At 75.7% G+C, this 24,684-nt stretch carries 23 protein-coding genes; 7 read left to right on the forward strand and 16 right to left on the reverse strand.

Annotated features, from left to right (window positions below; translation table 11 throughout):
- Positions 1–189: 189 nt before the first annotated feature.
- A complete protein-coding gene (locus RND61_RS20650) occupies positions 190–675 on the reverse strand; it encodes a hypothetical protein (protein WP_315879502.1) in 486 nt (161 codons plus the stop codon).
- 311 nt (positions 676–986) lie between these two features.
- Between RND61_RS20650 and RND61_RS20655 the strand changes: the two genes are divergently transcribed.
- Complete coding sequence (locus RND61_RS20655) at positions 987–1,664, forward strand: class F sortase (RefSeq protein WP_315879503.1); 678 nt, start codon at positions 987–989, stop codon at positions 1,662–1,664.
- Between the two features lie 51 nt (positions 1,665–1,715).
- Here the strand turns inward: RND61_RS20655 and RND61_RS20660 are convergent, their stop codons facing one another.
- Together RND61_RS20660 and RND61_RS20665 are read right to left on the reverse strand one after the other, a co-directional pair.
- Positions 1,716–2,591 carry a polysaccharide deacetylase family protein gene (locus RND61_RS20660; protein ID WP_315879504.1) on the reverse strand — a complete coding sequence of 292 codons (876 nt, stop codon included), beginning with the start codon at positions 2,589–2,591 and terminating at the stop codon, positions 1,716–1,718.
- A 95-nt stretch (positions 2,592–2,686) separates the two neighbouring features.
- Positions 2,687–3,877: a CapA family protein gene (locus tag RND61_RS20665; protein ID WP_315879505.1), complete on the reverse strand. Its 1,191-nt coding sequence runs from the start codon at positions 3,875–3,877 to the stop codon at positions 2,687–2,689.
- Between the two features lie 294 nt (positions 3,878–4,171).
- Between RND61_RS20665 and RND61_RS20670 the strand changes: the two genes are divergently transcribed.
- The 3 genes from RND61_RS20670 (at position 4,172) to RND61_RS20680 (ending at position 6,686) form a co-directional block, all read left to right on the forward strand.
- Entirely contained in the window at positions 4,172–4,759 is a 588-nt protein-coding gene (locus RND61_RS20670; RefSeq protein ID WP_315879506.1) for a sigma-70 family RNA polymerase sigma factor, read from the forward strand.
- A gap of 184 nt (positions 4,760–4,943) precedes the next feature.
- A complete protein-coding gene (locus RND61_RS20675) occupies positions 4,944–5,435 on the forward strand; it encodes a hypothetical protein (protein ID WP_391653813.1) in 492 nt (163 codons plus the stop codon).
- A gap of 150 nt (positions 5,436–5,585) precedes the next feature.
- Entirely contained in the window at positions 5,586–6,686 is a 1,101-nt protein-coding gene (locus tag RND61_RS20680; protein WP_315879508.1) for a carboxylate-amine ligase, read from the forward strand.
- Positions 6,687–6,699: 13 nt separating this feature from the next.
- Here the strand turns inward: RND61_RS20680 and RND61_RS20685 are convergent, their stop codons facing one another.
- The 9 genes from RND61_RS20685 to RND61_RS20725 all read right to left on the reverse strand — a co-directional run bounded on the left by RND61_RS20685 (position 6,700) and on the right by RND61_RS20725 (position 16,823).
- Complete coding sequence (locus RND61_RS20685) at positions 6,700–7,902, reverse strand: sensor histidine kinase (RefSeq protein WP_315879509.1); 1,203 nt, start codon at positions 7,900–7,902, stop codon at positions 6,700–6,702.
- Positions 7,899–9,632 (reverse strand): sodium/solute symporter, encoded by a 1,734-nt coding sequence (locus RND61_RS20690; protein ID WP_315879510.1) that lies wholly within the window; start codon positions 9,630–9,632, stop codon positions 7,899–7,901. The genes RND61_RS20685 and RND61_RS20690 overlap by 4 nt, the downstream gene beginning before the upstream one ends.
- Before the next feature lie 9 nt (positions 9,633–9,641).
- Positions 9,642–10,043, reverse strand: a complete 402-nt coding sequence (locus RND61_RS20695; RefSeq protein ID WP_315879511.1) for a hypothetical protein — start codon at positions 10,041–10,043, stop codon at positions 9,642–9,644.
- 136 nt (positions 10,044–10,179) lie between these two features.
- Entirely contained in the window at positions 10,180–10,464 is a 285-nt protein-coding gene (locus RND61_RS20700) for a hypothetical protein (protein WP_315879512.1), read from the reverse strand.
- Positions 10,465–10,667: 203 nt separating this feature from the next.
- Positions 10,668–11,414 carry a LytR/AlgR family response regulator transcription factor gene (locus RND61_RS20705; protein WP_315879513.1) on the reverse strand — a complete coding sequence of 249 codons (747 nt, stop codon included), beginning with the start codon at positions 11,412–11,414 and terminating at the stop codon, positions 10,668–10,670.
- 51 nt (positions 11,415–11,465) lie between these two features.
- On the reverse strand, positions 11,466–12,329 hold the full coding sequence (locus RND61_RS20710) for an amidohydrolase family protein (protein ID WP_315879514.1): 864 nt from the start codon (positions 12,327–12,329) through the stop codon (positions 11,466–11,468).
- Complete coding sequence (locus RND61_RS20715) at positions 12,326–13,291, reverse strand: aldo/keto reductase (protein WP_315879565.1); 966 nt, start codon at positions 13,289–13,291, stop codon at positions 12,326–12,328. Before RND61_RS20715 ends, RND61_RS20710 begins: the two co-directional genes overlap by 4 nt.
- Positions 13,292–13,403: 112 nt before the next feature.
- Positions 13,404–15,539 carry a SpoIIE family protein phosphatase gene (locus RND61_RS20720; protein ID WP_315879515.1) on the reverse strand — a complete coding sequence of 712 codons (2,136 nt, stop codon included), beginning with the start codon at positions 15,537–15,539 and terminating at the stop codon, positions 13,404–13,406.
- Positions 15,540–15,614: 75 nt separating this feature from the next.
- The gene (locus tag RND61_RS20725; RefSeq protein ID WP_315879516.1) at positions 15,615–16,823 is read right to left on the reverse strand and encodes a DUF6777 domain-containing protein; all 1,209 of its coding nucleotides are present in this window, start codon (positions 16,821–16,823) and stop codon (positions 15,615–15,617) included.
- Between the two features lie 191 nt (positions 16,824–17,014).
- Between RND61_RS20725 and RND61_RS20730 the strand changes: the two genes are divergently transcribed.
- Genes RND61_RS20730 through RND61_RS20740 form a run of 3 tightly spaced genes read left to right on the forward strand, consistent with a single transcriptional unit; the run spans position 17,015 to position 19,871 of the window.
- Positions 17,015–17,872 carry a YndJ family protein gene (locus tag RND61_RS20730; RefSeq protein WP_315879517.1) on the forward strand — a complete coding sequence of 286 codons (858 nt, stop codon included), beginning with the start codon at positions 17,015–17,017 and terminating at the stop codon, positions 17,870–17,872.
- Positions 17,869–18,420, forward strand: a complete 552-nt coding sequence (locus tag RND61_RS20735) for a DUF1990 family protein (RefSeq protein WP_315879518.1) — start codon at positions 17,869–17,871, stop codon at positions 18,418–18,420. Before RND61_RS20730 ends, RND61_RS20735 begins: the two co-directional genes overlap by 4 nt.
- Positions 18,421–18,431: 11 nt before the next feature.
- Positions 18,432–19,871, forward strand: coding sequence for a lipase maturation factor family protein (locus tag RND61_RS20740; RefSeq protein ID WP_315879519.1), 1,440 nt, complete (start codon positions 18,432–18,434; stop codon positions 19,869–19,871).
- 234 nt (positions 19,872–20,105) lie between these two features.
- On the opposite strand, the gene RND61_RS20745 is transcribed toward RND61_RS20740, so the two are convergent.
- The 4 genes from RND61_RS20745 to RND61_RS20760 all read right to left on the reverse strand — a co-directional run bounded on the left by RND61_RS20745 (position 20,106) and on the right by RND61_RS20760 (position 24,243).
- Complete coding sequence (locus RND61_RS20745; RefSeq protein WP_315879520.1) at positions 20,106–20,273, reverse strand: hypothetical protein; 168 nt, start codon at positions 20,271–20,273, stop codon at positions 20,106–20,108.
- Positions 20,274–20,559: 286 nt separating this feature from the next.
- Complete coding sequence (locus tag RND61_RS20750; RefSeq protein WP_315879521.1) at positions 20,560–22,026, reverse strand: SDR family NAD(P)-dependent oxidoreductase; 1,467 nt, start codon at positions 22,024–22,026, stop codon at positions 20,560–20,562.
- 51 nt (positions 22,027–22,077) lie between these two features.
- A complete protein-coding gene (locus tag RND61_RS20755) occupies positions 22,078–22,857 on the reverse strand; it encodes a (2Fe-2S)-binding protein (RefSeq protein ID WP_315879522.1) in 780 nt (259 codons plus the stop codon).
- A gap of 105 nt (positions 22,858–22,962) precedes the next feature.
- Complete coding sequence (locus RND61_RS20760; protein ID WP_315879523.1) at positions 22,963–24,243, reverse strand: peptidoglycan DD-metalloendopeptidase family protein; 1,281 nt, start codon at positions 24,241–24,243, stop codon at positions 22,963–22,965.
- Between the last annotated feature and the right edge of the window lie 441 nt (positions 24,244–24,684).

Below are 24,684 nucleotides of genomic sequence, written 5' to 3' on the forward strand. Positions count from 1 at the left end.
CACTGACGCCCCCTCGCGCCGCGCGGCTGCGCCCGGGGGCCCCCCCGCCCCCCCCGGCCCGGGGGGGCGGGGGGGGGCGGGCCCCCCCCACTCACCCCCCCCCCCGCCGGGGGGGTGCCCCGGGCCCCCGGTGCCCGGGCGGGCAGGGGGGGCGACGGGCGTAGTCGGCCGACCGGGAGGTTCGGCCGGTCAGGCCTTTCCGCTGCTCGGGCGGCGGCGACGGTTGACGAACACGGCGCCGCCGAGGGCCGCGGTGCCGACGAGCGACGCCCCGACGGCCACCTCGGTGGAACTGGGGGCCAGGGAGCCGCCCAGGCCGCCGTCCGTACCGCGGCCACGGATGACGGTGAAGGACGCGGTGGCGACCCGTGGGCTGTCGCTGCACCTGACCGCGAGGTTGTACCTGCCCGGCGTGGCGTGGTCATAGATCCGCGGCGTGGCGGCGGAGTGGCCCGAGGCGTTGACCGTGAGGGCCGTCTTGGGGAACGCGTTGGACGAGACGGTGCCGCCGTGGCCGCACCCCATGGCGCTGACCGCCAGGCTGCCGCCCTGGTGCACCCGGGTCGGGGAGACCGTGACGTTCGTCGGTCCTTTGGTGGCGTTGGCGAGCGGGGCCGCGAACCCGATCACCGCGCAGGCGGTGGCGGCCACCGCGAGGGCGCGTGAAGCACGCATCGTTGAACCTCCAGCGGAAGACGCCCCGAAGCGGCGCTCCGGGAAATCGACGGATGCGCCTCCCATGACGAACCCTCACCGGACATTTCGAACCTCGCATTTCGGCGGTGCGCCACCCCGGTGAGGCGACACGCCCGGAAAGCGGGGCCCTTGTCTGACGGATCCGCAGGTCACGCCCCGTCAGGCGGATCCCGTAGATGACTCGGAGGGGTCATCACCCGTCTGCCGCGCCGCCACCCGTTCGCCGCTCTGTGATCGCCGGGTCCGCGGTCCGCGCTTACCGTGCGGGAAGAGGCCACGAAGGGAGAAGCATGGGCCTGGAGCGCAGAGGCGTCGGGGACCGAAGTGCCTGGGACGTGATCAGGGGACGCCGACCGTGGGGCGCGCTGGCGCTCGTCATGCTCACCGGCCTCGCCATGATGCGGAACGGGGTCGACGCGTCGTCGGGGCCGCCCCAGCCGGCCGGCGCGGTGTCGGTGGAGCGGGGGCGCACGGTGGCGGCGCCGAAACCGTCGGCGGGGCTGCGCCCGCTGGAGTACGCGCCCGCGTCCCGGGTGCGGATCGAGGCGCTGAAGGTGGACGCGCCGATCATCGACGTGGGCCTGGACGGCGAGGGCTGGATCAGCGCGCCCCCGCCGCAGGACCCGAACCTCGCGGGCTGGTACCAGAACGGCATCTCGCCGGGACAGTCCGGCACGTCGGTCATCGTCGGGCACGTCGACAACGAGTCGGGGCCCGCGGTCTTCTACTCGCTGGGCACGCTGAAGCCGGGCGACCGGGTGGAGGTGACCCGGTACGACGGCCGCGTGGCCGTGTTCCAGGTGTACGGCGTCGAGGTGTACGAGAAGGAGGACTTCCCCGGCGTACGCGTCTACGGCGACACCGGCCATCCCGAGCTGCGGGTCATCACCTGCGGCGGGGAGTACTCGCGGGCCGGGGGCTACGACGGCAACGTGGTGGTCTTCGCCCGGCTGGTCGCCACCCGCTGAGCGCCGCCGCCCCCGCCGCGGCGGGCGGGGGCGGCGGCTTCGCGGCCCGCGTCACCGGCGCGGCACGGTGAGGTGGTACCCCTCGTCGAGCAGCCTCGGCAGGTACGTCCGCAGGGCGCGCACGGTCTGCGAGCGGTCGCCGCCCGCGTCGTGGGAGAGCACGACGACGCCGGGCGCGGCCCCGTCCAGGACGCGTCGCACGATGGTCGCCGTGCCGGGCTCCTGCCAGTCGAGGGTGTCGACGGTCCAGGCGAGCGGCTCCATGCCGAGTTCGGCGCCGATCTCGAAGGAGAGGCGGTTCCAGGCGCCGTACGGGGCGCGGTACCACAGGGGGGCCGAGCCGGCCGACTGCTCGATCACCTCGCTCGTCGAGCCCAGCTCGTCGCGGATGCGGGAGGGCGGCAGCTTCGGGACCAGGGGGTGCGACCAGGAGTGGTTGCCGACGACGTGCCCGTCGTCGACCATCTCCCGCAGCAGGTCGGGGTGGTGGACGGCCATCTCGCCGCAGACGAAGAACATGGCCCGCACCCCGTAGTGGCGCAGGGTGCTCAGGATGTCCGGGGTGTAGCGGGGGTCGGGTCCGTCGTCGAAGGTGAGGACCATCGTGTTGCCGGCGCCGGAGACCCGCAGGAACGGCCGCTGCCGCACCGGCGGCAGGGCGCGCCGGAAGCGGGGCGGGGCGTACGAGGTCATGGGGTGGAGCCGGTACGGGGAGGACGCCACGGGTCGGCTCGCGGCGGGTCCCCCGGCGGGGGCGGGTGCCGGGGGCCGCGGCGCGCGCGGCGGTGAGAGGCGCGCGGGCGGCGCGGTGGTGCCGGGCGCGCCCGCCCGGTCCAGGCTGAAGAGACCGACGGTGGTGGTGGCCCCGAGCGCGGCGGCGATGCGCAGCACCATCCGCCGCCCGGAAGGCATCTGGTCTTTTTTCATGACCAATGCTCCGCACGGGCGACCCGCGGAACAGGTGCGCGACACCGGGCGCGCGGGGCGAAAGCACCCGTTGGGACGAGCGGCCGGGCGGCCGGTCACGGGGCCCGGACGAGGCCCTGGGCGCCCGCGCCGCGGCTGAGGACGACACGGGTGATGCGGTCCCGTACGGGGGCGAGCGCGGTGTTCCCGGACGCGACGGCGGCGTTCAGGTCGACGACGCGGTGGGCGGCGGTGTCGAACCACTGCGGGACGAACTCGGCCCGCGTGACCTCCCAGCGGCCGCCGGGGGTGCGGGGTGGGGTGAAGGTGAAGCGGGCGATGGTCCCCTCGTTGCCGCGCGGGTCGTGGGCGCCGGAGTGGTTGACCATGGCCCCGGCGACCTGGTCGCCCATGCCGTAGACGACCCAGGTGCCGTTGACCTTCTCGTACGCCTGGGGGACGTGGGCGTGGGTGCCGAGGACGAGGTCGACGTCGGGGCGGCCGTCGGTGGTGGCCGCGGTGAGGGCGCGGCCGAGGGTGAGCTGCAGGCGGTCGGGCGCGGTCTGCCACTCGGTGCCCCAGTGGAGGCTGACGACGACGACGTCCGCGCCGGCCTCGCGGGCGGCGCGGGCGTCGCTCAGGACGCGGCTCTCGTCGATGAGGTTGACGGACCAGGGCCGGTCGGCGGGGACGGGGGCGCCGTTCGTGCCGTACGTGTAGGCGAGGTGGGCGACCCGGGCGCCGCCGGCCTCCAGCAGGGTGGGGGTGGCCTCCTCGGCGGTGCGGGCGGAGCCGGCGTGTGCGACGCCGACCCGGTCGAGGTGGTCGAGGGTACGGCGGATGCCCTCGGGGCCGTCGTCGAGGGTGTGGTTGGAGGCGGTGGAGCAGGAGTCGTAGCCGGTGGCGCGCAGGGCGTCGGCGATCTGGGGCGGGGACGTGAAGGACGGGTAGCCGGTGAAGGGGCCGTCGTCCTCGCCGTACACGGTCTCCATGTGGCAGAGGGCGAGGTCGGCCGTGGAGATGACGGGGGCGACCCCGGCGAACATGGGCCGGAAGTCGTATCCGGCGCCGTTCGCGTCGGCGCGGGCCGCCCGGATGACCGAGGCGTGCGGGAGGACGTCGCCGGTGGCGGCGAGCGTGAAGGGCCTGGCCGCGGGGGCGGCGCGGCCACCGGGGGCCGGGGGCGCGGGGGGCGGGAGGGCCGGGAGCCGCGGGGCGGCCGTGCAGGCCGCCGCGGCGGCGCCGAGCAGGGCGGTGGCGGCGAGGGCCGTCCGGCGGGTCGTGCGCCGCGTCGTCCGGTGGGACATGGGGGCTCCCTGGGGTTCGGGGCGGGGGAAGACAGAGGGAAGCCGGGGGAAGTCAGGGGAAGGGGGCCTCTCCGAATCCACAACCGGACATAAGGCACAGTCAATAATTCAGTGGCATAAGTACGATAAATTCGCCTCATTGGCCTCATGTCCTCGCGCCGACCGTTCGGCGCACCACTCGCCGCTCGGTGCGACCGCTCGTCGCAGACCTCGGTGCGCCGCCTGTCCGGACGGGCCCGGATGCGTTCGGATACCGCTCGTGGGTCCTGGAGCCGGCGGGAAGGGATGTGAACGATGACGACGGCCACGACGACCACCGACGAGCGGGCCTTGGAGGAGCTCCAGCGGGAACACGGACCGGCGCTGCTGAGCTTCCTCCTCGGGCTCACCTACGGCGACCAGCAGCGAGCCGAGGACCTGCTGCAGGAGACGCTGGTCCGGGCGTGGCAGCACCCCGAGGCGTTCGAGGCGCCGTACGAGTCGATGCGGCCCTGGCTGTTCACGGTCGGTCGGCGGTTGGCGATCGACGCGCGGCGCTCCCGCATGGCACGCCCGACGGAGATCGGGGACGGGGTCCTCGCCACCACCCCCGACCCGGCCGACCCCACCGAGTCCGCGGTCGCGGCGCTCGACATCCGGGCGGCGGTGGCCGGGCTGAGCCCCGCGCACCGCGCCGTGCTGGAGCGGATCTACTTCGACGGGCTGACGGTCAACGAGGCGGCCGAGGAGCTCGGCATACCGGCGGGGACGGTCAAGTCGCGGTCGTACTACGCGCTGCGGGCGCTCGGACGGTGCCTGCCGGGGTACAGCCGGGCGTTCCCGGGCGCCGGCAGGGGCGCCGACAGGGGCCGGCTGCCGTCCGCCGGGCGGTCCGGCGCCTGAGCCCGCCCGTCTCCGGGGGCCCATCGGATGCGTTCCTTCCCAGGCGTAACGGCACGGACGGGAACGTATGCGAAACCACACCGTGAAGTTGTGCAAAGAGCGGCCTCTCGCCCGGCCTTTCGGTGGAGGCTCGTCGTCTAGGGGTGCGTGGCCGAGTGACGCGCGCGAGAACGTCCGGGAGAAGGTGGGAACGTTGCGGCCCGAGAGCACGAACGGCACCGGCGGGGGCGGCCTGGCCGTCCCGATGGACTGGCTGTGTGCCGAGTACCTGGCCGACGAGCTGCTGCGGAAGGGCGGGCTGGTGGAGACCGGCTCCCTGGAGTACGTGGCGGGCCGCCGGACGCTCGCGCTGACGGTCTACCTCAGCGACGGCGCGGGGCCGGAGGAGCAGGTGGAGGAGTGGCTGGACCGCACCTCGTACGACCACCCCTGGCCGGAGTGGGTGCGGGAGCGGCTGGCCGCGCGGCGGGAGCGCGAGGGCGGGGGCGAGCCGGGGGTGGCCCTGGCGCTGGAGACCTGGCGGCTGCTGGAGGAGACCCAGTTGTTCGCGGCGGACCTGGGAGCGCTGCCGGCGCCCTCGGCGGCCGGGGTCGCGGTGGACGAGTCGGCGCGGGCGTGGCTGCCGTCGTGGCAGCTCGGCCTGCCGCTCTGCCACCTGGCGCTCCACCTGTACTGAACCGGGGCGGCCGCGCGGGTCCCGAAGTGCCCGAAACGCGCCGTTGCCGAGGGCGACCGCGCCGGTCATCCTGTGGGGGGCCGCCGGTGCCCGCCGGCGCCGCACCGAGCGCGTGTCCGTACGGCTGGGGCGGAAGTGGTGGTGGTCCTGATGGTCGCGGTGCCCGCGGCTGGCGAGGTGACCCTGGGCGTCGAGGAGGAGTTCCTCCTGCTCGACGCGGTCGGCGGCAATCCGGTGGGCGGCGGCGGCGACGTCCTGGACGCCGACCGGGCGCGGCACCGGCCGGACGGCGGGCCGGGGCGGGCGCTCCAGCGCGAGCTGCTGACGACGATGGTGGAGACGGCGACCGCCGTATGCACCGACCTGGCGGGGCTGCGCGCCGAGCTGGCAGCGGCCCGGGACCGGCTGGACCGGGCGGCCCGCAAGACGGGGCTCCGCCCGCTCGCCAGCGGCACGGCGCCGATGGCCGCGCCGGCCCGCACCGTCACCCCGACCCGCCACTACCGGCAGATGGCCCGGTTGTACGGGCGGCTCACCGACGAGACGGAGACCTGCGGCTGCCACGTCCACGTCGGCGTGCCCGACCGGGAGTCCGCCGTGGCCGTCCTCAACCACCTGCGACCCTGGCTGCCGGTCCTGCTCGCGCTCTCCGCCAACTCCCCCTACCACCAGGGCGCGGACACCGGTCACGCGAGCTGGCGCGCGCTCGTCCTGTCCCGCTGGCCCACCCACCAGATCCCGCCCCGCTTCGCCTCCGCCGAGCAGTACGACCGGACGGTCGCCGCCCTGCGCCGCACGGGCGTGCTGCCGTCCCGCGCCACCAACGCGTACTGGTTCGCGCGCCCCTCGAACCACCTGCCGACCGTGGAGGTGCGGGTCGCGGACGTCACGCCCAGCGTGGACGAGGCCGTGCTCCAGGGCGGGCTGACCCGCGCCCTGGTGACCACCGCGCTCGACGCCGTCGTACGGGGCCGGCCCGCGCCGCGGCTGCCCGACCACGCGGCGGGCGCCGCCCTGTGGACGGCGGCCCGGTACGGGGTGCGCGGCCCCGCCCTGCACCCGGTGACCGGCGACCTCGTCCCGGCGGCCGAGGCGGTGCGGGCCCTGCTCGACCGGGTGCGCCCGGCGCTGGAGGCGAGCGGCGACGAGGCGGAGGTGCGGGATCTGGTGGAGCGGGTGCTGGCCCACGGCACGGGCGCCGACCGGCAGCGCCGCCGCGCGTCCCCGGACACGCCGTGGACGGCGCTGTAGGGGCGCCGGGCCGTCAGGGCGCGTCGCGGTGGACGCCCGCCCGGTACTTGGGGACGCGGACGGTGACCTTCATGCCCGCGTCGATGCCCGTCTCCACCACCAGGCCGTACGCGTCGCCGTACACCTGGCGCAGCCGCTCGTCGACGTTGGGCAGGCCGATGCCGGACGACTGCGGGCGCTCGCCCGCGAGGATGGCGCGCAGCACGTCCGGGTCCATGCCGACGCCGTCGTCCTCGATGGTCACGACGGCCTCGGCGCCCGCGTCCCGGGCGGCGATGGTGATCCGGCACGTCCTGCGGGAGTCCTCCAGGCCGTGCTTGACGGCGTTCTCCACCAGCGGCTGGAGGCACAGGAACGGCAGCGTCACCGGCAGCACCTCCGGCGCCACCTGGAGCGTCACCTGGAGCCGGTCGCCGAAGCGGGCCCCGGCGAGCGCCAGGTACTGCTCGATGGAGCGCAGTTCGTCGGCCAGCTGGGCGAAGTCGCCGTGCCGGCGGAACGAGTACCGGGTGAAGTCCGCGAACTCCAGCAGCAGCTCCCGCGCCCGCTCCGGGTCGGTGCGGACGAACGACGCGATCGCGGCGAGCGAGTTGTAGACGAAGTGCGGGGATATCTGGGCGCGCAGGGCGCGGATCTCCGCCTCGATGAGCCGCGTCCGGGACAGGTCGAGTTCGGCCAGTTCGAGTTGTACGGAGACCCAGCGGGCGACCTCCGTCGCGGCCCGCACGAGGACGGCGGACTCGCGCGACCCGTACGCGACGAGCGCGCCGACGACGCCCTCCTCGCCGGTGAGCGGGGCGATGACGGCCCAGCGCAGGGGGCAGCCGGGGTCGGCGCACCCGGCTCGCACGCTCTGCCCGCGGCCCGACGCGAGGACCCCCGCGACGTGCTCCATGACCTGCTCGGCGTGGTGGCCGCCGGTGCCGTCCCAGGCGAGGACGGCCGTGCGGTCGGTGAGGGCGAGGGCCTCGGTGCCGAGGAGGGGGCGCAGCCGGCGGGCGGCCTTGCGGGCGGTGTCCTCGGTGAGGCCGGCGCGCAGGGGCGGGGCGGCGAGGGACGCCGTGTGCAGGGTGTGGAACGTGGCGCGTTCGACGGGCGTGCCCAGATCGAGGCCGTCGCGCCCCTCGCGCCGGGCGGCGAGCCGACCCAGGGCGAGTCCGGCGGCGAGCAGCAGCGTCCCGGCGGTGGCGAGCGCGGCGAGGAGCGTCCCGGTCACCGCTGGGCCCCCTCGGGCTGGGGGCGGCCGATCAACCCTTCGGGCAGGTGCAGCCGGGCGAGGGTCGCCGGGGTGCCGGGCGGGATGTGGCGGGGGGTGGCCAGCGACACGCAGACCATGGTGAGGAAGCCGAGCGGTACGGACCACACGGCCGGCCAGGCCATCAGGGTGTGCGGCCAGCCGTCCGGGGCGAGTCCGGCACGGGTCGCCATGACGGCCGTGAGCGCGGCGCCCCCGCCCGCGAGGAGCCCGGCGACGGCGCCCGGCGGGGTGAGGCGCCGCCACCAGATGCCCAGGACGAGCAGCGGGCAGAAGGAGGAGGCGGACACCGCGAAGGCGAGGCCCACCGCGTCGGCGACCGGCACGTTCGACGCGACGAGGCTCAGCCCGAGCGGCACGGCCATGGCGATGGGGGTCGCCAGCCGGAAGTGGCGCACGCCCCGTGACGGCAGCACGTCCTGGCTGAGGACACCGGCGACCGACATGGTCAGCCCGGACGCCGTCGACAGGAACGCGGCGAACGCGCCGCCCGCCAGCAGCGCCCCCAGCAGCTCCCCGGCCAGGCCGCCGACGAGCCTGTCCGGCAGGACCAGCACGGCCGCGTCGGCGTCGCCGGTCAGGGCCAGTTCGGGCGCGTAGATCCGACCGAGCGCCCCGTACACGGGCGGCAGCAGGTAGAACGCGCCGACCAGGCCGAGGACGACGAGGGTGGTGCGGCGCGCGGCGCGCCCGTGGGGGCTGGTGTAGAACCGCACGGCGACGTGCGGCAGGCCCATGGTGCCGAGGAAGGTGGCGAGGATCAGCCCGTACGTCGCGTAGAGCCGCTGCCCGTCGGGCTCGCCGGACAGGGAGCCGGACCAGCCGAGCGGGTCGCCCGGGTCGGGGACGCGCTCGGGGACGGGGGCGCCGGACGGGAAGCCGAGGACGGTTCCGGCCTCGACGCGGTGCAGGCCCTCGCCGAGGGTGGTCCGCCGCCCGTCGTACGCGGTCGTGTCGACCGTGCCGGAGACGGTGACGGTCAGCGGGGCGTCGAGGGAGAGGCGGACCGTGTCGTCGACGCGGACGGAGGTGTGCTCGCGGAAGACGGCGGGCGCGTCGAACCGGGCGCGCGGCGCGTCGTCCGCGGCCCAGGCGGTGACCAGGAAGAGCGCGGGGACGAGCAGCGCGGTCAGCTTGAGCCCGTACTGGAACGCCTGGACGAAGGTGATGCTGCGCATGCCGCCCGCGGCGACGGCGCCGGTGACGACGAGGGCGACGAGGAGGCCGCCGAACCAGTCGGGCGCGCCGGTGAGGACCTCCAGGGTGAGACCCGCGCCCTGGAGTTGCGGCAGCAGGTAGAGCCAGCCGATGCCGACGACGAAGAGGCTGGCGAGGCGGCGGACGTACGGCGACTCCAGGCGGGCCTCGGCGAAGTCGGAGAGCGTGTACGCGCCGGAGCGGCGCAGCGGGGCGGCGACGAGGACCAGCAGGACGAGGTAACCGGCGGTGTAGCCGACCGGGTACCAGAGCATGTCGGGGCCTTGGAGGAGGACCAGACCCGCGATGCCGAGGAAGGAGGCCGCCGAGAGGTACTCGCCGCTGATGGCGGCGGCGTTGAGGGCCGGCTTGACCGTCCGCGAGGCGACGTAGAAGTCGGAGGTGGTGCGGGAGATGCGCAGGCCGAGGGAGCCGATGAGGACGGTGGCGGCGACGACGACGGCGACCGCCGCCATCGCGTAGTTCTGGTTCACCGGCCCGGCTCACCTGCCTTCGACGAGGCCGGTGAAGTCGCGCTCGTTGCGCTCGGCCCGGCGCACGTACCAGCGGGCGACGAGCCACAGGACCGGGTGGACGGCGACGCCGAGCGCCGCCCAGAGGAACGGCTCGGAGGACGGGGCGGGGCCGCCGGGGGCGAGCGCGGCGGGAAGCGTGAGGAGCAGCGGCAGGGAGCCGACGAGCAGGGCGAGGGCGGCGAGGGCCCTGAGCGCGGCGCGGAGCTGGCTGCGCATCAGGGACCGGACGTAGGTGTGGCCCAGGGTGGTCTGCTCGCTGATCTCGGAGCGGGCGGGCGCGTGGCCCGGCGGCCGGCGGCCGGAGCGGGGCACTCCGGTGACGGTCTCGCGCCGGGGACGGCGCGGCGCGGGCTGCGGCTCTGGGGGCATCGGTGTCCGGGGGTCGGCGGTGCGGTGGTGGCCCGGGGGACTTTTCAGGAGGTCCCCGGGGGCTCGGGGGGTGGAGTTTACGCAGATCCCTCCCGTACGGGTAGGCGGATTGTCCTACCCGTGACCTGCGGGTCGCCTACTCCGCCCGGGTGATGTCGCCGAGCGCGATCTCCAGCTCCACGTACGACTCCTCGGCCCTGCGGAACGCCAGTTCCAGGGCGGCGGCGGCGCGCGGGCCGACCAGGCCCCGCGCCGTCCCGCGGAGTTCGTCCAGCACGTCCGCCCAGCGCCCGGCGGCGCTCCTGGCCCCGGCGAGGAGCGCGGCGAGCTCCTCGGGGCGGGCCGGGTCCGGCGCGGGCAGGGCGCGCAGGGCCCTCAGCTCGCGCCGCAGCGCGTCGATCTCCGCTTCGAGTTCCGGCACTCCGCCGCCCCCTCCCAGCTCCGGATGATCAAGGGTAGGCGCGGTACCGCCCGCCGGTGGGGCCGTACCGGTGGGGCGTCGGTGAACGGCGCGATCCGCGCGTCGAACGGTCGGCTCCGCGCGTGCGGCCCGGAGGCCGGCGACCCGGGGGCCGGCGGCCGGCGCCCCCGCGGCCGGTGCCCCGATGACCCGGTGACCCGGGGCTAGCCGCGGACGTGCCGCATCAGCAGCTCGCGCAACTGACGGGCGTGGCGGCGGCTGACGGACAGCTCGGCGCTGCCCACCCGCACCGTCGTGGCACCGCCGTCCAGCCGCAGCTCGTCGATGCGGCCGAGCGCGACGAGGTGGCTGCGGTGGATGCGGACGAAGCCGCGTGCCGCCCAGCGCTCCTCCAGCGTGGAGAGCGGGATGCGGACGAGGTGGCTGCCCCCGTCGGTGTGCAGGCGCGCGTAGTCGCCCTGCGCCTCGACGTACGCGATGTCGTCGACCGGGACGAACCGGGTGACGCCGCCCAGCTCCACGGGGATCTGCTCGGCCACCGCCTGGGCGGCCGGGGCGGGCCCGGACAGGTCGCTGGCCCGGCGGACGGCCTCCGCGAGGCGCTCCTTGCGGACGGGCTTGAGGACGTAGTCGACCGCCTTCAGGTCGAACGCCTGCACGGCGAACCCCTCGTGGGCGGTGACGAACACGACGAGCGGCGGCCTGGCGAACCCGGCGAGCAGCCGTGCGACGTCCAGTCCGGTCAGCCCGGCCATGTGGATGTCGAGGAAGACCACGTCGATGGCGTCCTCGCCGTCCGGTCCCGCCTCCAGGGCCCGGCCGATGCGGCGCAGCGCCTCCGTCGCGTCGGTGGCGCCCTCCGCGCTGCGGACCCGGGGGTCGGAGCGCAACAGGTACAGCAGCTCCTCCAGGGCGGGCTTCTCGTCGTCGACGGCCAGTACGCGCAGCATGCAGCGGAGTGTAGGCGGGCGTCCGTCGGGCGGGAAACGGCCGCCGGGCGGTCAGGCCGGCGGGGCCGGCAGGCCGTAGACGCGGGTGGCGGTGTCGGCGAACACGGCGGCGCGCTCGGCGGGCGAGAGCCGGGCGGTGAGGTCGCGGGCGGCGGTGACGACCTCGTCGTACCGGGCGGCGAGGAGGCACACGGGCCAGTCGGAGCCGAACATCAGCCGGGCGGGGCCGAAGGCGTCGAGGACCGTGTCGGCGTACGGGCGGAGGTCCGCGGTGGTCCAGGTGGCGTGGTCGGCCTCGGTGACGAGGCCGGAGAGCTTGCAGACGGTGTTGGGGAGCGCGGCGAGGGCGCGGACGTGCCCGGCCCACGGTTCGAGCGCGCCGGACGCGACGGGCGGTTTGCCGAGGTGGTCGAGGACGAAGGTCAGTCCGGGCAGCAGGGCGGCGGCGCGGGTGGCGGCGGGCAGGTGAGGGGGGCGGACGACCAGGTCGTAGACGAGTCCCGCGGCGGCGAGGGCGGCGAGGCCGCGCAGCACGGCGGGGCGGAGCAACCAGTCCGGGTCCGGCTCGTCCTGGACCTGGTGGCGGATGCCGGCGAGGCGGTGCCCGCCGGGCAGGGCGCGCAGCGCGGCGAGCCGGTCGGCGACGTCGGGCGCGGTGAGGTCGATCCAGCCGACGACGGCGCCCACGAGGGGGTGGCGGTCGGCGAGGGCGAGGAGCTCCCCCGTCTCGCCGGGGACGGTGACGGTCTGGACGACGACGGTGGCGCGGACGCCGGCCGCGCGGGCCGCGGGCGCCAGGTCGTCGGCGGTGAAGGTGCGCCGCAGCGGGGCCGTGCCGGGCCCGTCGAGCCACGGCTGGTCGCGTACGGCGAGGTCCCAGACGTGGTGGTGGGCGTCGACGAGACCGGCGGTCACGGCAGGAGCCCCTCGGCGCGCAGGTCGTCCCAGACGGCGTCGGGCACGGGGTGGCGGTGGTGGGCGACCGCGTCGCGGACCTCGTCGGCCGACCGGCAGCCCAGGAGCACGGAGGCGACGGCGGGGTGCCGCAGCGGGTAGCGCAGGGCGGCGGCGCGGAGCGGTACCCCGTGCCGTCCGGTGACGGCCTCGGCGTGCAGGGCCCGTTCGAGGAGGGCGAGGGGCGCGGCGCGGTAGTCGTAGCGGGCGCCCGGCCGGGGGTCGGCGAGGAGGCCGGAGTTGAAGACCCCGGCGGCGAGGACGCTCCGGCCGCGCGCGGCGGCCTCCGGGAGGAGCGCGTCGAGGGCGGACTGGTCGAGCAGGGTCAGGCGCCCGGCGCACAGCACGGCGTCCACGTCGGTGTCCCGCACGAAGCGGGTGAGCATGGCCGTGCTGTTCATGCCGACGCCGATGGCGCGGACGACGCCTTCCGCGCGCAGTCGCTCCAGCGCCGGGTACGCCTCGCGGAACGCGGCCTCCTCGTGGTCGTCGGGGTCGTGGAGGTGGACGACGTCGACCCGGTCGAGGCCGAGCCGTGCGAGGCTCTCCTCGATGCTGCGGCGCACCCCGTCGGCGCTGAAGTCCCATACGCGCCGGTGCGTGGCGGGGACGGCGAAGCCGTGCGCCAGGTCGTCGCCGGCGGGGTCGCCGTCGTACGGGACGAGGAGCCGCCCGGCCTTGGTGGCGACGGTGTACGCGTCGCGGGGGCGGTCGCGCAGGGCTTCGCCCAGGCGCCGCTCGGAGAGGCCGAGGCCGTAGTGCGGGGCCGTGTCGAAGTGGCGGATGCCCGCCTCCCAGGCGGCGTCGACCGCGGCGGCGGCCCCCTCCGGGGTGACCGGCGTGTAGAGGTTGCCGATCCCGGCCGCCCCGAACGACAGCTCGGTGACCGTGACCCCGCTCCGCCCGAGCGTGCCGCGCCGCATGCCCCTCCCCCACTCCCGTACCGGTCGGTCGGCGTCCGCAGCAGGACCGCCGACCGCACTATTCATCCGAGGGATGGCAGGCGTCAAGACCTCCCCTGTCCCGCCACTCCCGTCACATGGGGCTCCTGGCTTCACGGCCCGGGCCGACTGATCCGATGTCTCGCCGGATCTCGTGGGCGTCCCCGAGCCGGTCCGGCAGGGCGAACTCGCACCACACGCACTTACCGCTGCCACGCGACTCGACGCCCCAGACGTCGGCCAGCCGGTCCACGAGCAGCAGGCCGCGCCCCGACACGCCGCTCGTGTCCGCGTCGCGGCGGCGCGGCAGGACGCTGGAGCGGTCCTCCACCTCGACGCGGAGGCGCCGTTCGTGCCCGGTGAGCATCCGCAGGGTGAGGATGGCCCCGCCGTCGGTGTGCAGCAGCGCGTTGGTGATCATTTCGTCGGCGGCCAGCTCGATCTCGTCGGACCGCTCCCGTCCGCCCCAGGCCCGGACGGCCGCACGGATCATGTGGCGGGCGGAGCGCAGCGCCTCGGGGTCGTTCTGGGCGACGTGCTGCTGGAGCCTGCCGCCCGCCTGCGGGGTGTAGCCGCCCCGGCGGCGCAGCAGCAGGACCGCCACGTCGTCGTCGCCGCCCCGCTCGTCCACCACGTCGCAGAGCTGGTCGGCGAGTGTCTGGAGGTCGGCGGGCCCGTTGCGGACGAAGGCGGTGAGCCACTGCATGCCCTCGTCGAGGTCGGCGCCGGGCTGCTCGACGAGGCCGTCGGTGTACAGGACGAGGGTCTGCCCGGGGTCGAGTTCGAGGACGCTGACCGGGTAGTCGAGCGCGCCGAACTCGGCGGAGAGCCCGAGGGGCAGAGCGCCCTGCACGGGCACCCGCCGGCAGTCGCCGTCCGTGTCGCGCAGCAGGGGGTCGACGTGGCCGGCCCGGACGGCCTGGACGACGCCGGTCGCCAGGTCGACCTCCATGTAGGTACAGGTGGCGAAGCGGTCCGTGTCCAGTTCGCGGAGGAAGACCGACGCGCGGGCCATGACGGTGGCGGGGGTGTGGCCCTCGGCGGCGTACGCGCGCAGGACGATCCGGAGCTGGCCCATGACGGCGGCGGCGTGGGTGTCGTGGCCCTGGACGTCGCCGATGACGGCGCCGACGCGGCCACCGGGGAGCGGGATCACGTCGTACCAGTCGCCGCCGATGTCCCGGCCGAGCCGGGCGGCCCGGTACCGGACGGCGATCTGCGCGCCGGGGACGTCGGGGATGCGGCGCGGGAGCATGGCCTGCTGGAGGCCCTCGGCGAGGTCGTGCTCCTGCTCGAACAGCATGGCGCGCTGGAGGCTCTGGGCGATGCTGCTGCCGAGGGCGATGAGGACGTTGCGCTCGTCGGGCGTGAAGCCCTTCTTCTGGCTGTACAGCAGCCCTATCGCGCCGATGGGCCGGGCCTGGGCGATGAGGGGCAGGTACGCGGCGGCGGTGATCCCGAGGTGGGTGATGTGCGGCCAGAGGACCGGGTACGAGTCGGCGAAGTCCTCGGGCGACTCGATGAAGCGGGGGGCGAGGGTCCGGACGACTTCGCTCATGGGGTACTCCTCGTCCACGCGCGTGTAGCGGGTGCCGGGGACGAAGGAGCCCTCGGGGCCGTCGGCGACCAGGTGGATGCGGCCGGCTTCCAGGAGGCCCATGACGACGCTGGTCGCGCCGAGGTGCTCCAGGCCGTGGGAGTCCCTCAGCACGTCGATGACGTCCTGGACGGTGCGGGCGTGGGCGAGGGCGGCGGTGGTCGACTCCACGACGCTGGTCTGGCGGCGGCGTTCGATGTCGACCTCCCGCCGGCTGGTGGACTCGGCCAGCTCCTGGGTGGCGTCGCGGACGATGCCGATGATCCGGTGGGGGCGACCGTTCTCGTCGCGGCGGATGAACCCCTGGGTGTGGGTCCAGCGGAGGCCGCCGTCGCGGGTGCGGATGCGGAAGTACGCGCCGTAGTGCGTGCTGCCGTTCTTGAGGGCCTGCGCCACCATGCCGTCGAGGCGCACGGACTCGCTGGGCGGGACCCTCCGCCCCAGGCTCCCGGGCCGCCCGTCGTACTCGTCCGGGTCCATCTCGAACACGGCGAGGGCGACCTCGTCCATGTGCATCAGCCCGGTGTCGAGGTCCCAGTCGAAGCTGCCCATGCGGTTGAGGGACAGACTCAGATCCGGGTGGGCGGGCCAGTCCTCGGGAAGCGACAGGGCATCCGCTGCCGGATCAACCATGGAGCCACTCTGCCATCATTTGTCGGGTTTATCGACTGATGAGAAGTCATACGAGAGGACGGGACGCCCCTCCCCTCACTCCTCGGCGGCCACCGGGTCCGGGAGCGGGCCGTACAGGGCGTCACCCTCGGGCGGCGCGTCCGGCAGGGGTTCGTCCGGCACGGGCCCCTCCAACCCGGCGGACTCGTCGGACGGGGGCTCGCCGGACCCGGCGGGCCCGTCGGACGGCGGCCCGTCGGGCACGCCCCCGCCCCGGGTCGGCGCGTCGGGCACCACGGGGTCGGGAGCCACGGGGTCGGGAGCGGGGGGCCCGGACGGCCGGCCGGGCGGCGGCGTCCGCGTCAGGGCCGGCGGCGGTGCCGGGATCCGGCCGGCGGACGGCTCCCGCGGGGAGGCGGGCGCGCCCGCCCCCGCCCGGTCGCCGTCCGGTACGGGCCCGTCCGCGACGTGCCGGTCGCCGGGGTCGTACGCCGGGGGCACGGCGGGCTCGCGGTCCTTCTCCCCCCGGGTGCCGGCCCCGCGTTCGAGCCAGGTGCCGTTGAGGACGTTCACGAGGAGGAGGCTGTCGAGGGCCCGCCGCGCGGGGCCCACCAGCACGACCCGCTCGGGACGGAACCCGGGCCAGGGGTCGCCCCGGTACCCGGCGGTCGGCCGCACGTCCGCGGGAACCCGCAGCGGGTTGCCCGCGGCGCAGCGGACGCGGGGCGCGCCGTACCGGTCGACGAGGACCGCGGTGCCCGCCTGGAGGACGGCCTGGTACGGGGCCGCCGTGCCGTCGCGGTAGCCGTGGCCGGTGACGCGGGTGTCGGCGCGCAGCATCACGGGCGTGAGGCCGCGCACCCAGGCGCCGAGCCCGCCCGGGGTGACCCCGGCGGCCTGGGCGAAGGCGCGGGCCTTGTCCTCGTCGGCGGTGAGGAACCGCGCCTGCTGGTCCACGTCGCAACTGGGCAGCGAGTGCGTGCCGCCGTACAGGCCGGGGGTGGCGCCGTCGACGGTCCGCGGCGGCCGGGCGGCGGCCCCGGACGGGCCGCCGGGCGCGGCGGGGGACGGCGGGCGGGGCGCGGCGGCGCGGTCGGCGGTGAGGGCGGTGGAGGGGGTGAAGGGGTGCGGTCCGAGTTCGGCGGCCGGCTGGAGGAGGGGTACGGAGTCGGCCGCGGCGGTGGCGCGGGCGGCGGGGCGGCCGTCGCCGCAGCCGACGGCGAGCAGCCCGGCGAGGACGGCGAGGGAGGCCGCGGCGAGGGGACGCCGGGAACGCGCCGAGGGGCGGCGTGAGGGTGGACGCACGCGAACCTCCCGCCTCTCCACCGATCTGACCGGACAAGTCCTTCCATGTCTGCCGGACCCGGGGGTGGACCGCAACCGGAAGTCCGCCTCCCGAGGGCCCGGGCAGCCGACTTGAACACGTTCAAGTCGTAGCGCTACGCTCCGCACATCATTATTGAACGCGTTCAAAGCGCGGGAGGGGGTGCGTCGCGGTGACGGTCCTGGTGGATCTGGTCGTGATGCTCGGCATGCTCGTGATCGTCCCGATGGGGCTGCGGCTGGCGCCCGCACCCGGGACGGCCGCCGCCGCCCGGCTCTGGCCGCTGTTCGCCGTACCGGGTGCGGTGTCGCTGTGGCTGCCGCGCGGCGCCCTCGCCACCGCCCTCGCCTGCTGCTACGCGGCGGGCACCCTCCTGCCGGCGCTCGCCGCGCCGCGCCGCCTCGCCGCGACGCGCTCCCTCGCGCCCGCCGAGGTGGCCCTGTGCACCGCCCTGGTGAGCCCCGCCGTCGCCGCGACCGCGCTGGTCGCCGAGCGGTGGGGGCACCGGCTGTTCGGGTTCGATCCGGAGATCCTGGACCTGACCGTGCCGCACTTCCACTTCGCCGGGTTCGCCGCCGCGCTCGTCGCGGGACTGGTGCACCGCGCCGCCCCCGGCCGTCCGCTGGGCCCGTTCGCCGCCCTGAGCGTCCCCCTCGGCACCTTCCTGGTACTCCTGGGGTACTTCGTCAACGACTGGACCGAGCTGGCCGGGACCGTCGTGCTGACCGCCGGGATGTGGGCCGTCGCCCTGCTCACCTGGCGGGACGTGCGCTCCGGCACCGGCGACCGGCTCACCGGGGCGCTGCTGGCCGTCTCCGCCGGCGTGCTGGCGGCGACCATGCTGCTGGCCCTGAGCTGGGCGGTCGGCGAGGCGACCGGGCTGCCCCACCCGAGCCTGGCGTGGATGGCCGCCACCCACGGCCTCGCCAACGCCCTGGGCTTCGCGCTCTGCTCGCTCCTGGCCTGGCGCCGCCTGGCGGTCCCCCGACCCCCCACCACCGCTCCGGACCACGAGGAGGTCCCCGCATGACCCGGTTCGTCCGCGGCCCCGGCCGCACCACCGCCGCGCCCCCGCTCCGCTTCACCTACCCGGACGTCGGCGCGACCCGCTCCCCCGCCCTCCCGGACGGTTACCACCACCTGCGCCACCGCACCCCGATCGGCCACGGCCGGGACGTCTTCGAGGCGGCGGGCGCCGCCGTCACCACCTGGCGGATGCACCGCGCCTCCGGCGCCCGCCTGCGGTCCGAAGCGGTCCGGGCGGCACCCGGCGCGCGCGTACGGGTCTGCGTGGGCGTCGGGCCGCTGGAGTACGGCGTGCCGTGCGAGGTCGTGTGGACGGCGTACGAGGAGGGGCGCACCGGTTTCGCGTACGGCACCCTCACCGGGCACCCCGAGAGCGGCGAGGAGGCGTTCGTCGTCGAGCAGCTGCCCGACGGCTCGGTCTGGTTCACGGTCACCGCCTTCAGCCGCCCCGCCCGCTGGTACGCGCGGATGGCCGGGCCGCTCGTCCCCGTCGCCCAGCGGTGGTACGCGCGCCGCCTCGGCCGGACGGTGCGCCGGATCGCGCGCGGCTGATACTGGAGGGGATGGAGTCGTTCGCCTGGTTCGCCTCGTCCGACCACTGGCTGGGCCGCCTGCTCTTCCAGCGGGGCCTCGCCGGCCTCTACCTGGTCGCGTTCCTGTGCGCCGCGCTCCAGTTCCGGGCGCTGATCGGCGAGCGGGGCATGACCCCCGTGCCGGAGTACCTCCGGCGGGTGCCCGCGCGCCGGGCGCCGAGCCTGTTCCGCCTGCACTACTCCGACCGGTTCTTCGCGCTCTGCGCCTGGACGGGCGCTGCCCTCGCCCTGGCGCTGGCCGCCGGCGCGGGGGACGCCGTGCCCCTGGCCGTGTCGATGCTGATGTGGGCGGTGCTGTGGGGGCTGTACCTGTCGATCGTGAACGTCGGTCAGACCTGGTACGGCTTCGGCTGGGAGTCGCTGCTGCTGGAGGCCGGCTTCCTCGCGGTCTTCCTCGGCAACGACGAGACCGCGCCGCCCGTGCTGGTGATGTGGCTGCTGCGGTGGCTGCTGTTCCGCGTCGAGTTCGGCGCGGGGCTGATCAAACTGCGCGGCGACCGGTGCTGGCGCGACCTGACCTGCCTGTACTACCACCACGAGACCCAGCCGATGCCGTCCCCGCTGAGCTGGTTCTTCCACCACCTGCCGCGCCCCCTCCACCGCGTGGAGACGGCCGCCAACCACGTGGCGCAGTTGGTCGTCCCCTTCCTGCTGTTCACCCCGCAGCCCGTGGCGACCGCCGCGGCCGGGCTGATCGCGCTGACCCAGCTGTGGCTGGTCCTGTCCGGGAACTTCTCCTGGCTGAACTGGCTCACCATCGTCCTCGCCCTGTCCGCCGTCGACGGCACCCTCGTCGCCGCCCCGCCCGACCTGCCGCGGCCACCGCTGTGGTACGCCGTCCTGGTCGTCGCCCTGACCGTCCTGGTCCTGGCGCTGAGCGCGCGCCCCGTGCGCAACCTGCTCTCCCGGCACCAGGCGATGAACCGCTCCTTCGACCCGCTGCACCTGGTCAACACGTACGGCGCCTTCGGCACGGTGGGCCGGGTCCGGTACGAGATCGTCGTCGAGGGCACCGACGAGCCGGTGGCGCACGCCGGGACCGTGTGGCGCGCCTACGAGTTCAAGGGCAAGCCCGGCGACGTGCGGCGGATGCCGCGCCAGTTCGCCCCGTACCACCTGCGGCTCGACTGGCTGATGTGGTTCGCGGCGCTCTCCCCGGCGTACGCGGCGGGGTGGTTCGGGCCGTTCGTGGAGCGGCTCCTCGAAGGGGACCGGGACACGCTGCGGCTGCTGCGCCACAACCCGTTCCCCGACGCGCCCCCGGCGCTGGTCAGGGCACGGCTGTACCGGTACCGCTTCACGACCTGGCGGGAACTGCGGTCCACGGGCGCGTGGTGGCACCGGACCCTCGTGCGGGACTTCCTGCCGCCGACGCGGCTGGAAGGGGCGCCCCGCCGGACCCGGCACTGACGCGCCGGGTGAATCCTTGGTCAAAGCTGGTGGGCCCGGGGGCTCTCCGCTACGTTTCAGCGACAGTGAGCCGGGCCGAGCGGATGCCGATGACGTTCGGCCCGGCGGCCTGCCCGTCGAGGCAGCCCCGTCCGGTGTGCTCTCCCGTGTCGGCACCGGGCGGACGGACCCCGTGTCCCCGCCGCCGTCGCGGCGGGGACACGGGGCGGGGCCCTGCGGACCGGCCGGTCCGGCTCAGTCGATGCCGCGCAGGATGTGCGGCTCCGCGAGGTCGTCCTCGTACCCGGCGAGACGGATCGGGGCCGAGCGGGCCCACACCTCCAGGCTGCCGAGCTCGCCCGGACGGGTGGACCGGGCAGGGGGTTCCGCCGGCTGCTCCTGCGTGGTCGCTTCTGGTGTCACCGCGCACTCCTTCGTGTCGCGAACCTATGGGACGTGTGTTGCCGTTCGGTCGCGGTGGCGCCGGTCTCCGGGCGGGGCCGCGGCCCCTCGGTGGCAGGCCGGTCCCGCGGTCGGCGCCAGGGAGTTCGTGGATCCCGGTCGGCCGACCGTTCGCCTCAGAGTAACCAAATGAGCACGGTGCCGCTCGATGGAACGCATCACACTGTCGACATCCGGACACAATGGCCCGGAGTGCCCCATCCGGGGCACTCCGTGTCATCACATCGGGTGTGCGGAGCGCCGGCCCCTACCACTTGCCGGGCGCGTAGTCCTTCAGGAAGCAGCCGTACAGGTCCTCGCCGGCCTCGCCGCGGACGATCGGGTCGTAGACCCGCGCCGCGCCGTCGACCAGGTCGAGCGGCGCGTGGAAGCCGGCCTCCGCCAGCCGCATCTTGTCCGGGTGCGGCCGCTCGTCGGTGATCCAGCCCGTGTCGACGGCCGTCATGAGGATGCCGTCCGCCTCGAACATCTCCTGGGCGCTGGTGCGCGTCAGCATGTTGAGCGCGGCCTTCGCCATGTTGGTGTGCGGGTGCCCCGCGCCCTTGTAGCCGCGGCTGAAGACGCCCTCCATGGCGGAGACGTTCACCACGTACTTGCGCCGGGCCGTGGAGGCGGCCATCGCCGGGCGCAGACGGCTGATCAGGATGAACGGCGCCGTCGAGTTGCAGAGCTGGACCTCCAGCAGCTCGACCGGGTCGACCTGCTCGACGGTCTGGATCCAGCTGTTCACCGGCGCCAGGTCGGGCACCAGGCCGCCCGCGTCGATGGCCGTGCCGGCGGCGATCCTCGCCGGGGTCGCCGAGCCGCTCACCAGCGCCAGGTCCGTGACGTCCTGCGCGGTGAGCCCGTCGCCGCTCCGCGCGGAGGGCAGGGCGGCCACGCTCTCGACGGCGCCGCTGCCGAACGTGCCGATGACCTCCGCGGCGGGCAGCTCTCCGGCGGGCAGCGGGGCCGACTCGGCGGCGACCAGCTCGCTGTACGCCCGGCGGGACCGGCGCACGGTCTGCGCCGCGTTGTTGATCAGGATGTCGAGCGGACCGGCCGCGGCGACGGAGTCCGCGAGGGCGACGACCTGCGCCGGGTCGCGCAGGTCGATCCCGACGATCTTCAGCCGGTGGATCCACTCGTCGCTGTCCGGCTGCGCCTTGAAGCGGCGGATCGCGTCGTTGGGGAAGCGCGTCGTCACCGTGGTGTGCGCGCCGTCGCGCAGGAGCCTCAGAGCGATGTACATGCCGATCTTGGCACGGCCGCCGGTGAGCAGCGCCCGGCGACCCGTGAGGTCGGTGCGGGCGTCGCGGCGGGCGCGGTTCTCCACCGCGCACGACGGGCACAGCTGGTGGTAGAACGCGTCGACCCGCACGTACCGGTCCTTGCAGATGTAGCAGGACCGGGGGCGCTGCAGGACGCCCGCGATCTCGCCCGCGGCGGAGGAGCTGGGCAGCAGGCCCTGCGTCTCGTCGTCGATGCGCTCGGCGGAGCCCGTCGCGGTGGCCTCGGTGACCGCCCGGTCGTGCGCCGTCTTCGCGGCCCGGCGCTCCTGCCGGCGGCGCTGCTTGACGGTCCGGTAGACACCGGCCGTCGCGCGCCGGACGGCGATCGCGTCCGGGTGGTCGATCTCCAGCTTGTCGAGCTCCTCGAGCACGCTCAGGCAGACGGCCAGACGCTCGGGATCGATGCCCGGCCCGTACGCCTGGTTGTCTTCTGTCACCGTCATGGCCGCTGCCGTTCCTCGATCACTCGTTTGCCACGTTCCAAAAGTGGCACTTTACGGAGCCGACGCCCCACCCGCCAAACCCGGGCCGGCCGCGGTGCTCCGCGGCGGTGCGTCGAAGACGCAGTCGCCGCACAGTCCGCCGCCCGGGCAGCGGTAGTACAGGCAGCAGGTGCGGCGCCGGAGCGCGGGCCCCTGGAGGGTTCCGGCCAGGTCCGGATGGTCGAGCAGCGCGGCGGCGAGCGCGGCGGCCCGCTCGGCCGCGTCGACGCGGCCGTGGCGGCGCGCCCAGCGGGTGAGCTCGCGTACGGCGCCGCCGAGCGCCGAGCCCGCGTTGCCCCACAGCAGCCGCGGCGACACGGGCCCGGCGGCCCGCAGGGCGTCGCCGAGCGGGGCGAGGTGGCCGTCCTGGACGACCCGCCGCAGCTCCCGCGCGGTGCCGGGGCGGGTGGCGGTGCCCGACCACCACAGCTCGTCGGGCGTGGAGCGCGTCGGGTCCCAGTGCAACGTCGCGGGCGACACGTCCGGGAAGACGCCGTGCAGGGCGGCGGCGCCGAGCGTCACCGACCAGAGGCGCGCGGCGAGCCCGAGCTGCACCATGGACGCGGCGACCCGGTACTCGGGGGTGCGCAGGCCCTCGGCGACCCGGGCGACCCGTACCGCGAGGGGCGAACCCGGGTCCGGGGCACCGGCCGCCGGCCGGGGGGCGTACGCCCGGGCGAGCGGGGCGTACGCGCCGGGGCCCGGTGGCTCGGCGGGAAGCACGAAGAAACCGCCGACGTCGCCCACGGCCCGCAGTTCGGCGGGGGTGAGCCCCCGTGCCTCCGCTTCCATCCCGCTCGTCCCTCCCCCGCCCGCCGGCATTCGGCCCGGCACCACCGTAACGGTGCGCGCGGCCGGGTCGCGCCGCTCCCGCCGGGCCGGTGCCCGGCTCGGCGGTCAGAGGCCGACGCCGCCCCTCCTCAGGTAGGCGAGGGGGTCGATGTCGGAGCCGTAACCGGGTCCGGTGCGCACCTCGAAGTGCAGGTGCGGGCCGGTGCTGTTGCCGGTCGAACCGGACCGGGCGATGCGCTGGCCGCTGCTGACGGTCTGTCCCTCGCGGACGGTGAGCGCGGACAGGTGCGCGTACTGGCTGTACTTGCCGTCGTGGTGCCGGATGACGATCTGGTAGCCGTACGCCCCGGCCCACCCGGCGGAGACGACCCGACCGGAGGCGACGGCCTTCACGGGGGTGCCGGTGGGCACCGGGAAGTCGACGCCCGTGTGGTAACCGGAGGACCAGGAGGAGCCGGCCTTGCCGTACGCGGTGCCGGGCGCGGAGTCGACGGGCGCACTGAGAACCCCGATGCGGGCCTTGGCGACGGCGGGCTTGGCGGCGGGCTGCGTCCTCGGCTTGGCGGCGGGCTGCGTCCTCGGCTTGGCCTTGGGCGGGGACTGCGTCGCGGGCTTCGGCTTGGCCTGGGGGGCCGTGGGCTTCGGCGCGGACTGCGGCTTCCGCTGGGTCCCGGGCTTGGGCTGGGCCCGGTCCTTGGACGTGGGGGCCGCCGTGGGCTTGTCCGGGGCCTTCGTACCCGGTCCGGTGCGGGGCTCGGTCTTCGCGGGCGCCGTCGCGCGGAGCGCCAGTCTCTGGCCGGGGAGGATGAGGTCCGGGTCCTCCCCGATGACCGTGCGGTTCTGCGCGTACAGCCGCTGCCAGCCGCCGGGGACGCGCTCGTCGGCGGCGATCCGGGACAGCGTGTCGCCGCGGGCGACGGTGTAGCTCTCGCGGCGCTGGTTCGGGATGGTGGTCGGCGTGGCGGGCCGGTCGGTGCGGTCGCCGCGGGTCTCCGTCCGCACGGCGGGCGCCTCGCCGCCGCGGGTGAGCCCGGCCCGTTCGGAGCAGGTGGGCCAGGCACGCGGGCCCTGGCGGTCGAGCACCTTCTCGGCGACGGCGATCTGCTGGTCCTTGGTGGCCAGGTCGGCGCGGGGCGCGTAACGGGTGCCGCCGTACGCCTCCCAGGTGGACTGGGTGAACTGGAGCCCGCCGTAGTGGCCGTTGCCCGTGTTGGTCTGCCAGCGGCTGGTGGACTCGCAGGCCGCGACCTTCTCCCAGACGTCGACGGACGCCGCGTGGGCCGTCCCGGCGCCGATCAGCGGCAGGGCGCTGCCGATCGTGACGGTTAACGACGCGCGGTTGAGACGGCTCGGCTGCTGCCGGCGGTGTCGTCCCCGTACGGCCATGGCGGTTCCCCCCTGTGCACAGGTCAGCAGCCGCCCAAGCTAGAGGCGGGGCCGAGGCGTGACAAGGGGGCGCACAGAGCACAGGGGCGCGGACCGCCCCTCGAATGGCCGGAAGCCGTGGCACCGGGGCGGCGCGCGGGCGGGGGGAGCCCGCTGCATCCGCACGCGGGCGCCCGCGCGGGCGCGCGGTCCCGGTCCGGCGCGGCGGGCTCTCAGACGGGGCCGGCGGGGCCCGGTGCCGGGTCGGGGTCGGGCACCGGATCCGGGCCGGGCGGCCTCGGAACGGGGTCCGGGGTGGGCACCGGCCCGGGCGCCGGGTGCGGCGGCGTCGGCGCGGGCCCGGGGTGCGGCGGCGCGGGGACGGGCCCGGGCCCCGGGGCGGGCGGCTCCGGCACGGGCGCCGGGTCGGGCATGGGCGGCACGGGGTCGGGTCGGGGCTCG

The sequence above is a fragment of the Streptomyces tamarix genome, from assembly GCF_032423885.1.
Taxonomy (GTDB): domain Bacteria; phylum Actinomycetota; class Actinomycetes; order Streptomycetales; family Streptomycetaceae; genus Streptomyces; species Streptomyces tamarix.

Bases quoted from the DNA above. Each gene is read 5' to 3' on its own strand.
- RND61_RS20650 (WP_315879502.1), bottom strand. From the start codon at position 675: ATGCGTGCTTCACGCGCCCTCGCGGTGGCCGCCACCGCCTGCGCGGTG.
- RND61_RS20655 (WP_315879503.1), top strand. From the start codon at position 987: ATGGGCCTGGAGCGCAGAGGCGTCGGGGACCGAAGTGCCTGGGACGTG.
- RND61_RS20660 (WP_315879504.1), bottom strand. From the start codon at position 2,591: ATGAAAAAAGACCAGATGCCTTCCGGGCGGCGGATGGTGCTGCGCATC.
- RND61_RS20665 (WP_315879505.1), bottom strand. From the start codon at position 3,877: ATGTCCCACCGGACGACGCGGCGCACGACCCGCCGGACGGCCCTCGCC.
- RND61_RS20670 (WP_315879506.1), top strand. From the start codon at position 4,172: ATGACGACGGCCACGACGACCACCGACGAGCGGGCCTTGGAGGAGCTC.
- RND61_RS20680 (WP_315879508.1), top strand. From the start codon at position 5,586: ATGGTCGCGGTGCCCGCGGCTGGCGAGGTGACCCTGGGCGTCGAGGAG.
- RND61_RS20695 (WP_315879511.1), bottom strand. From the start codon at position 10,043: ATGCCCCCAGAGCCGCAGCCCGCGCCGCGCCGTCCCCGGCGCGAGACC.
- RND61_RS20705 (WP_315879513.1), bottom strand. From the start codon at position 11,414: ATGCTGCGCGTACTGGCCGTCGACGACGAGAAGCCCGCCCTGGAGGAG.
- RND61_RS20715 (WP_315879565.1), bottom strand. From the start codon at position 13,291: ATGCGGCGCGGCACGCTCGGGCGGAGCGGGGTCACGGTCACCGAGCTG.
- RND61_RS20720 (WP_315879515.1), bottom strand. From the start codon at position 15,539: ATGGTTGATCCGGCAGCGGATGCCCTGTCGCTTCCCGAGGACTGGCCC.
- RND61_RS20735 (WP_315879518.1), top strand. From the start codon at position 17,869: ATGACCCGGTTCGTCCGCGGCCCCGGCCGCACCACCGCCGCGCCCCCG.
- RND61_RS20740 (WP_315879519.1), top strand. From the start codon at position 18,432: ATGGAGTCGTTCGCCTGGTTCGCCTCGTCCGACCACTGGCTGGGCCGC.
- RND61_RS20750 (WP_315879521.1), bottom strand. From the start codon at position 22,026: ATGACGGTGACAGAAGACAACCAGGCGTACGGGCCGGGCATCGATCCC.
- RND61_RS20755 (WP_315879522.1), bottom strand. From the start codon at position 22,857: ATGGAAGCGGAGGCACGGGGGCTCACCCCCGCCGAACTGCGGGCCGTG.
- RND61_RS20760 (WP_315879523.1), bottom strand. From the start codon at position 24,243: ATGGCCGTACGGGGACGACACCGCCGGCAGCAGCCGAGCCGTCTCAAC.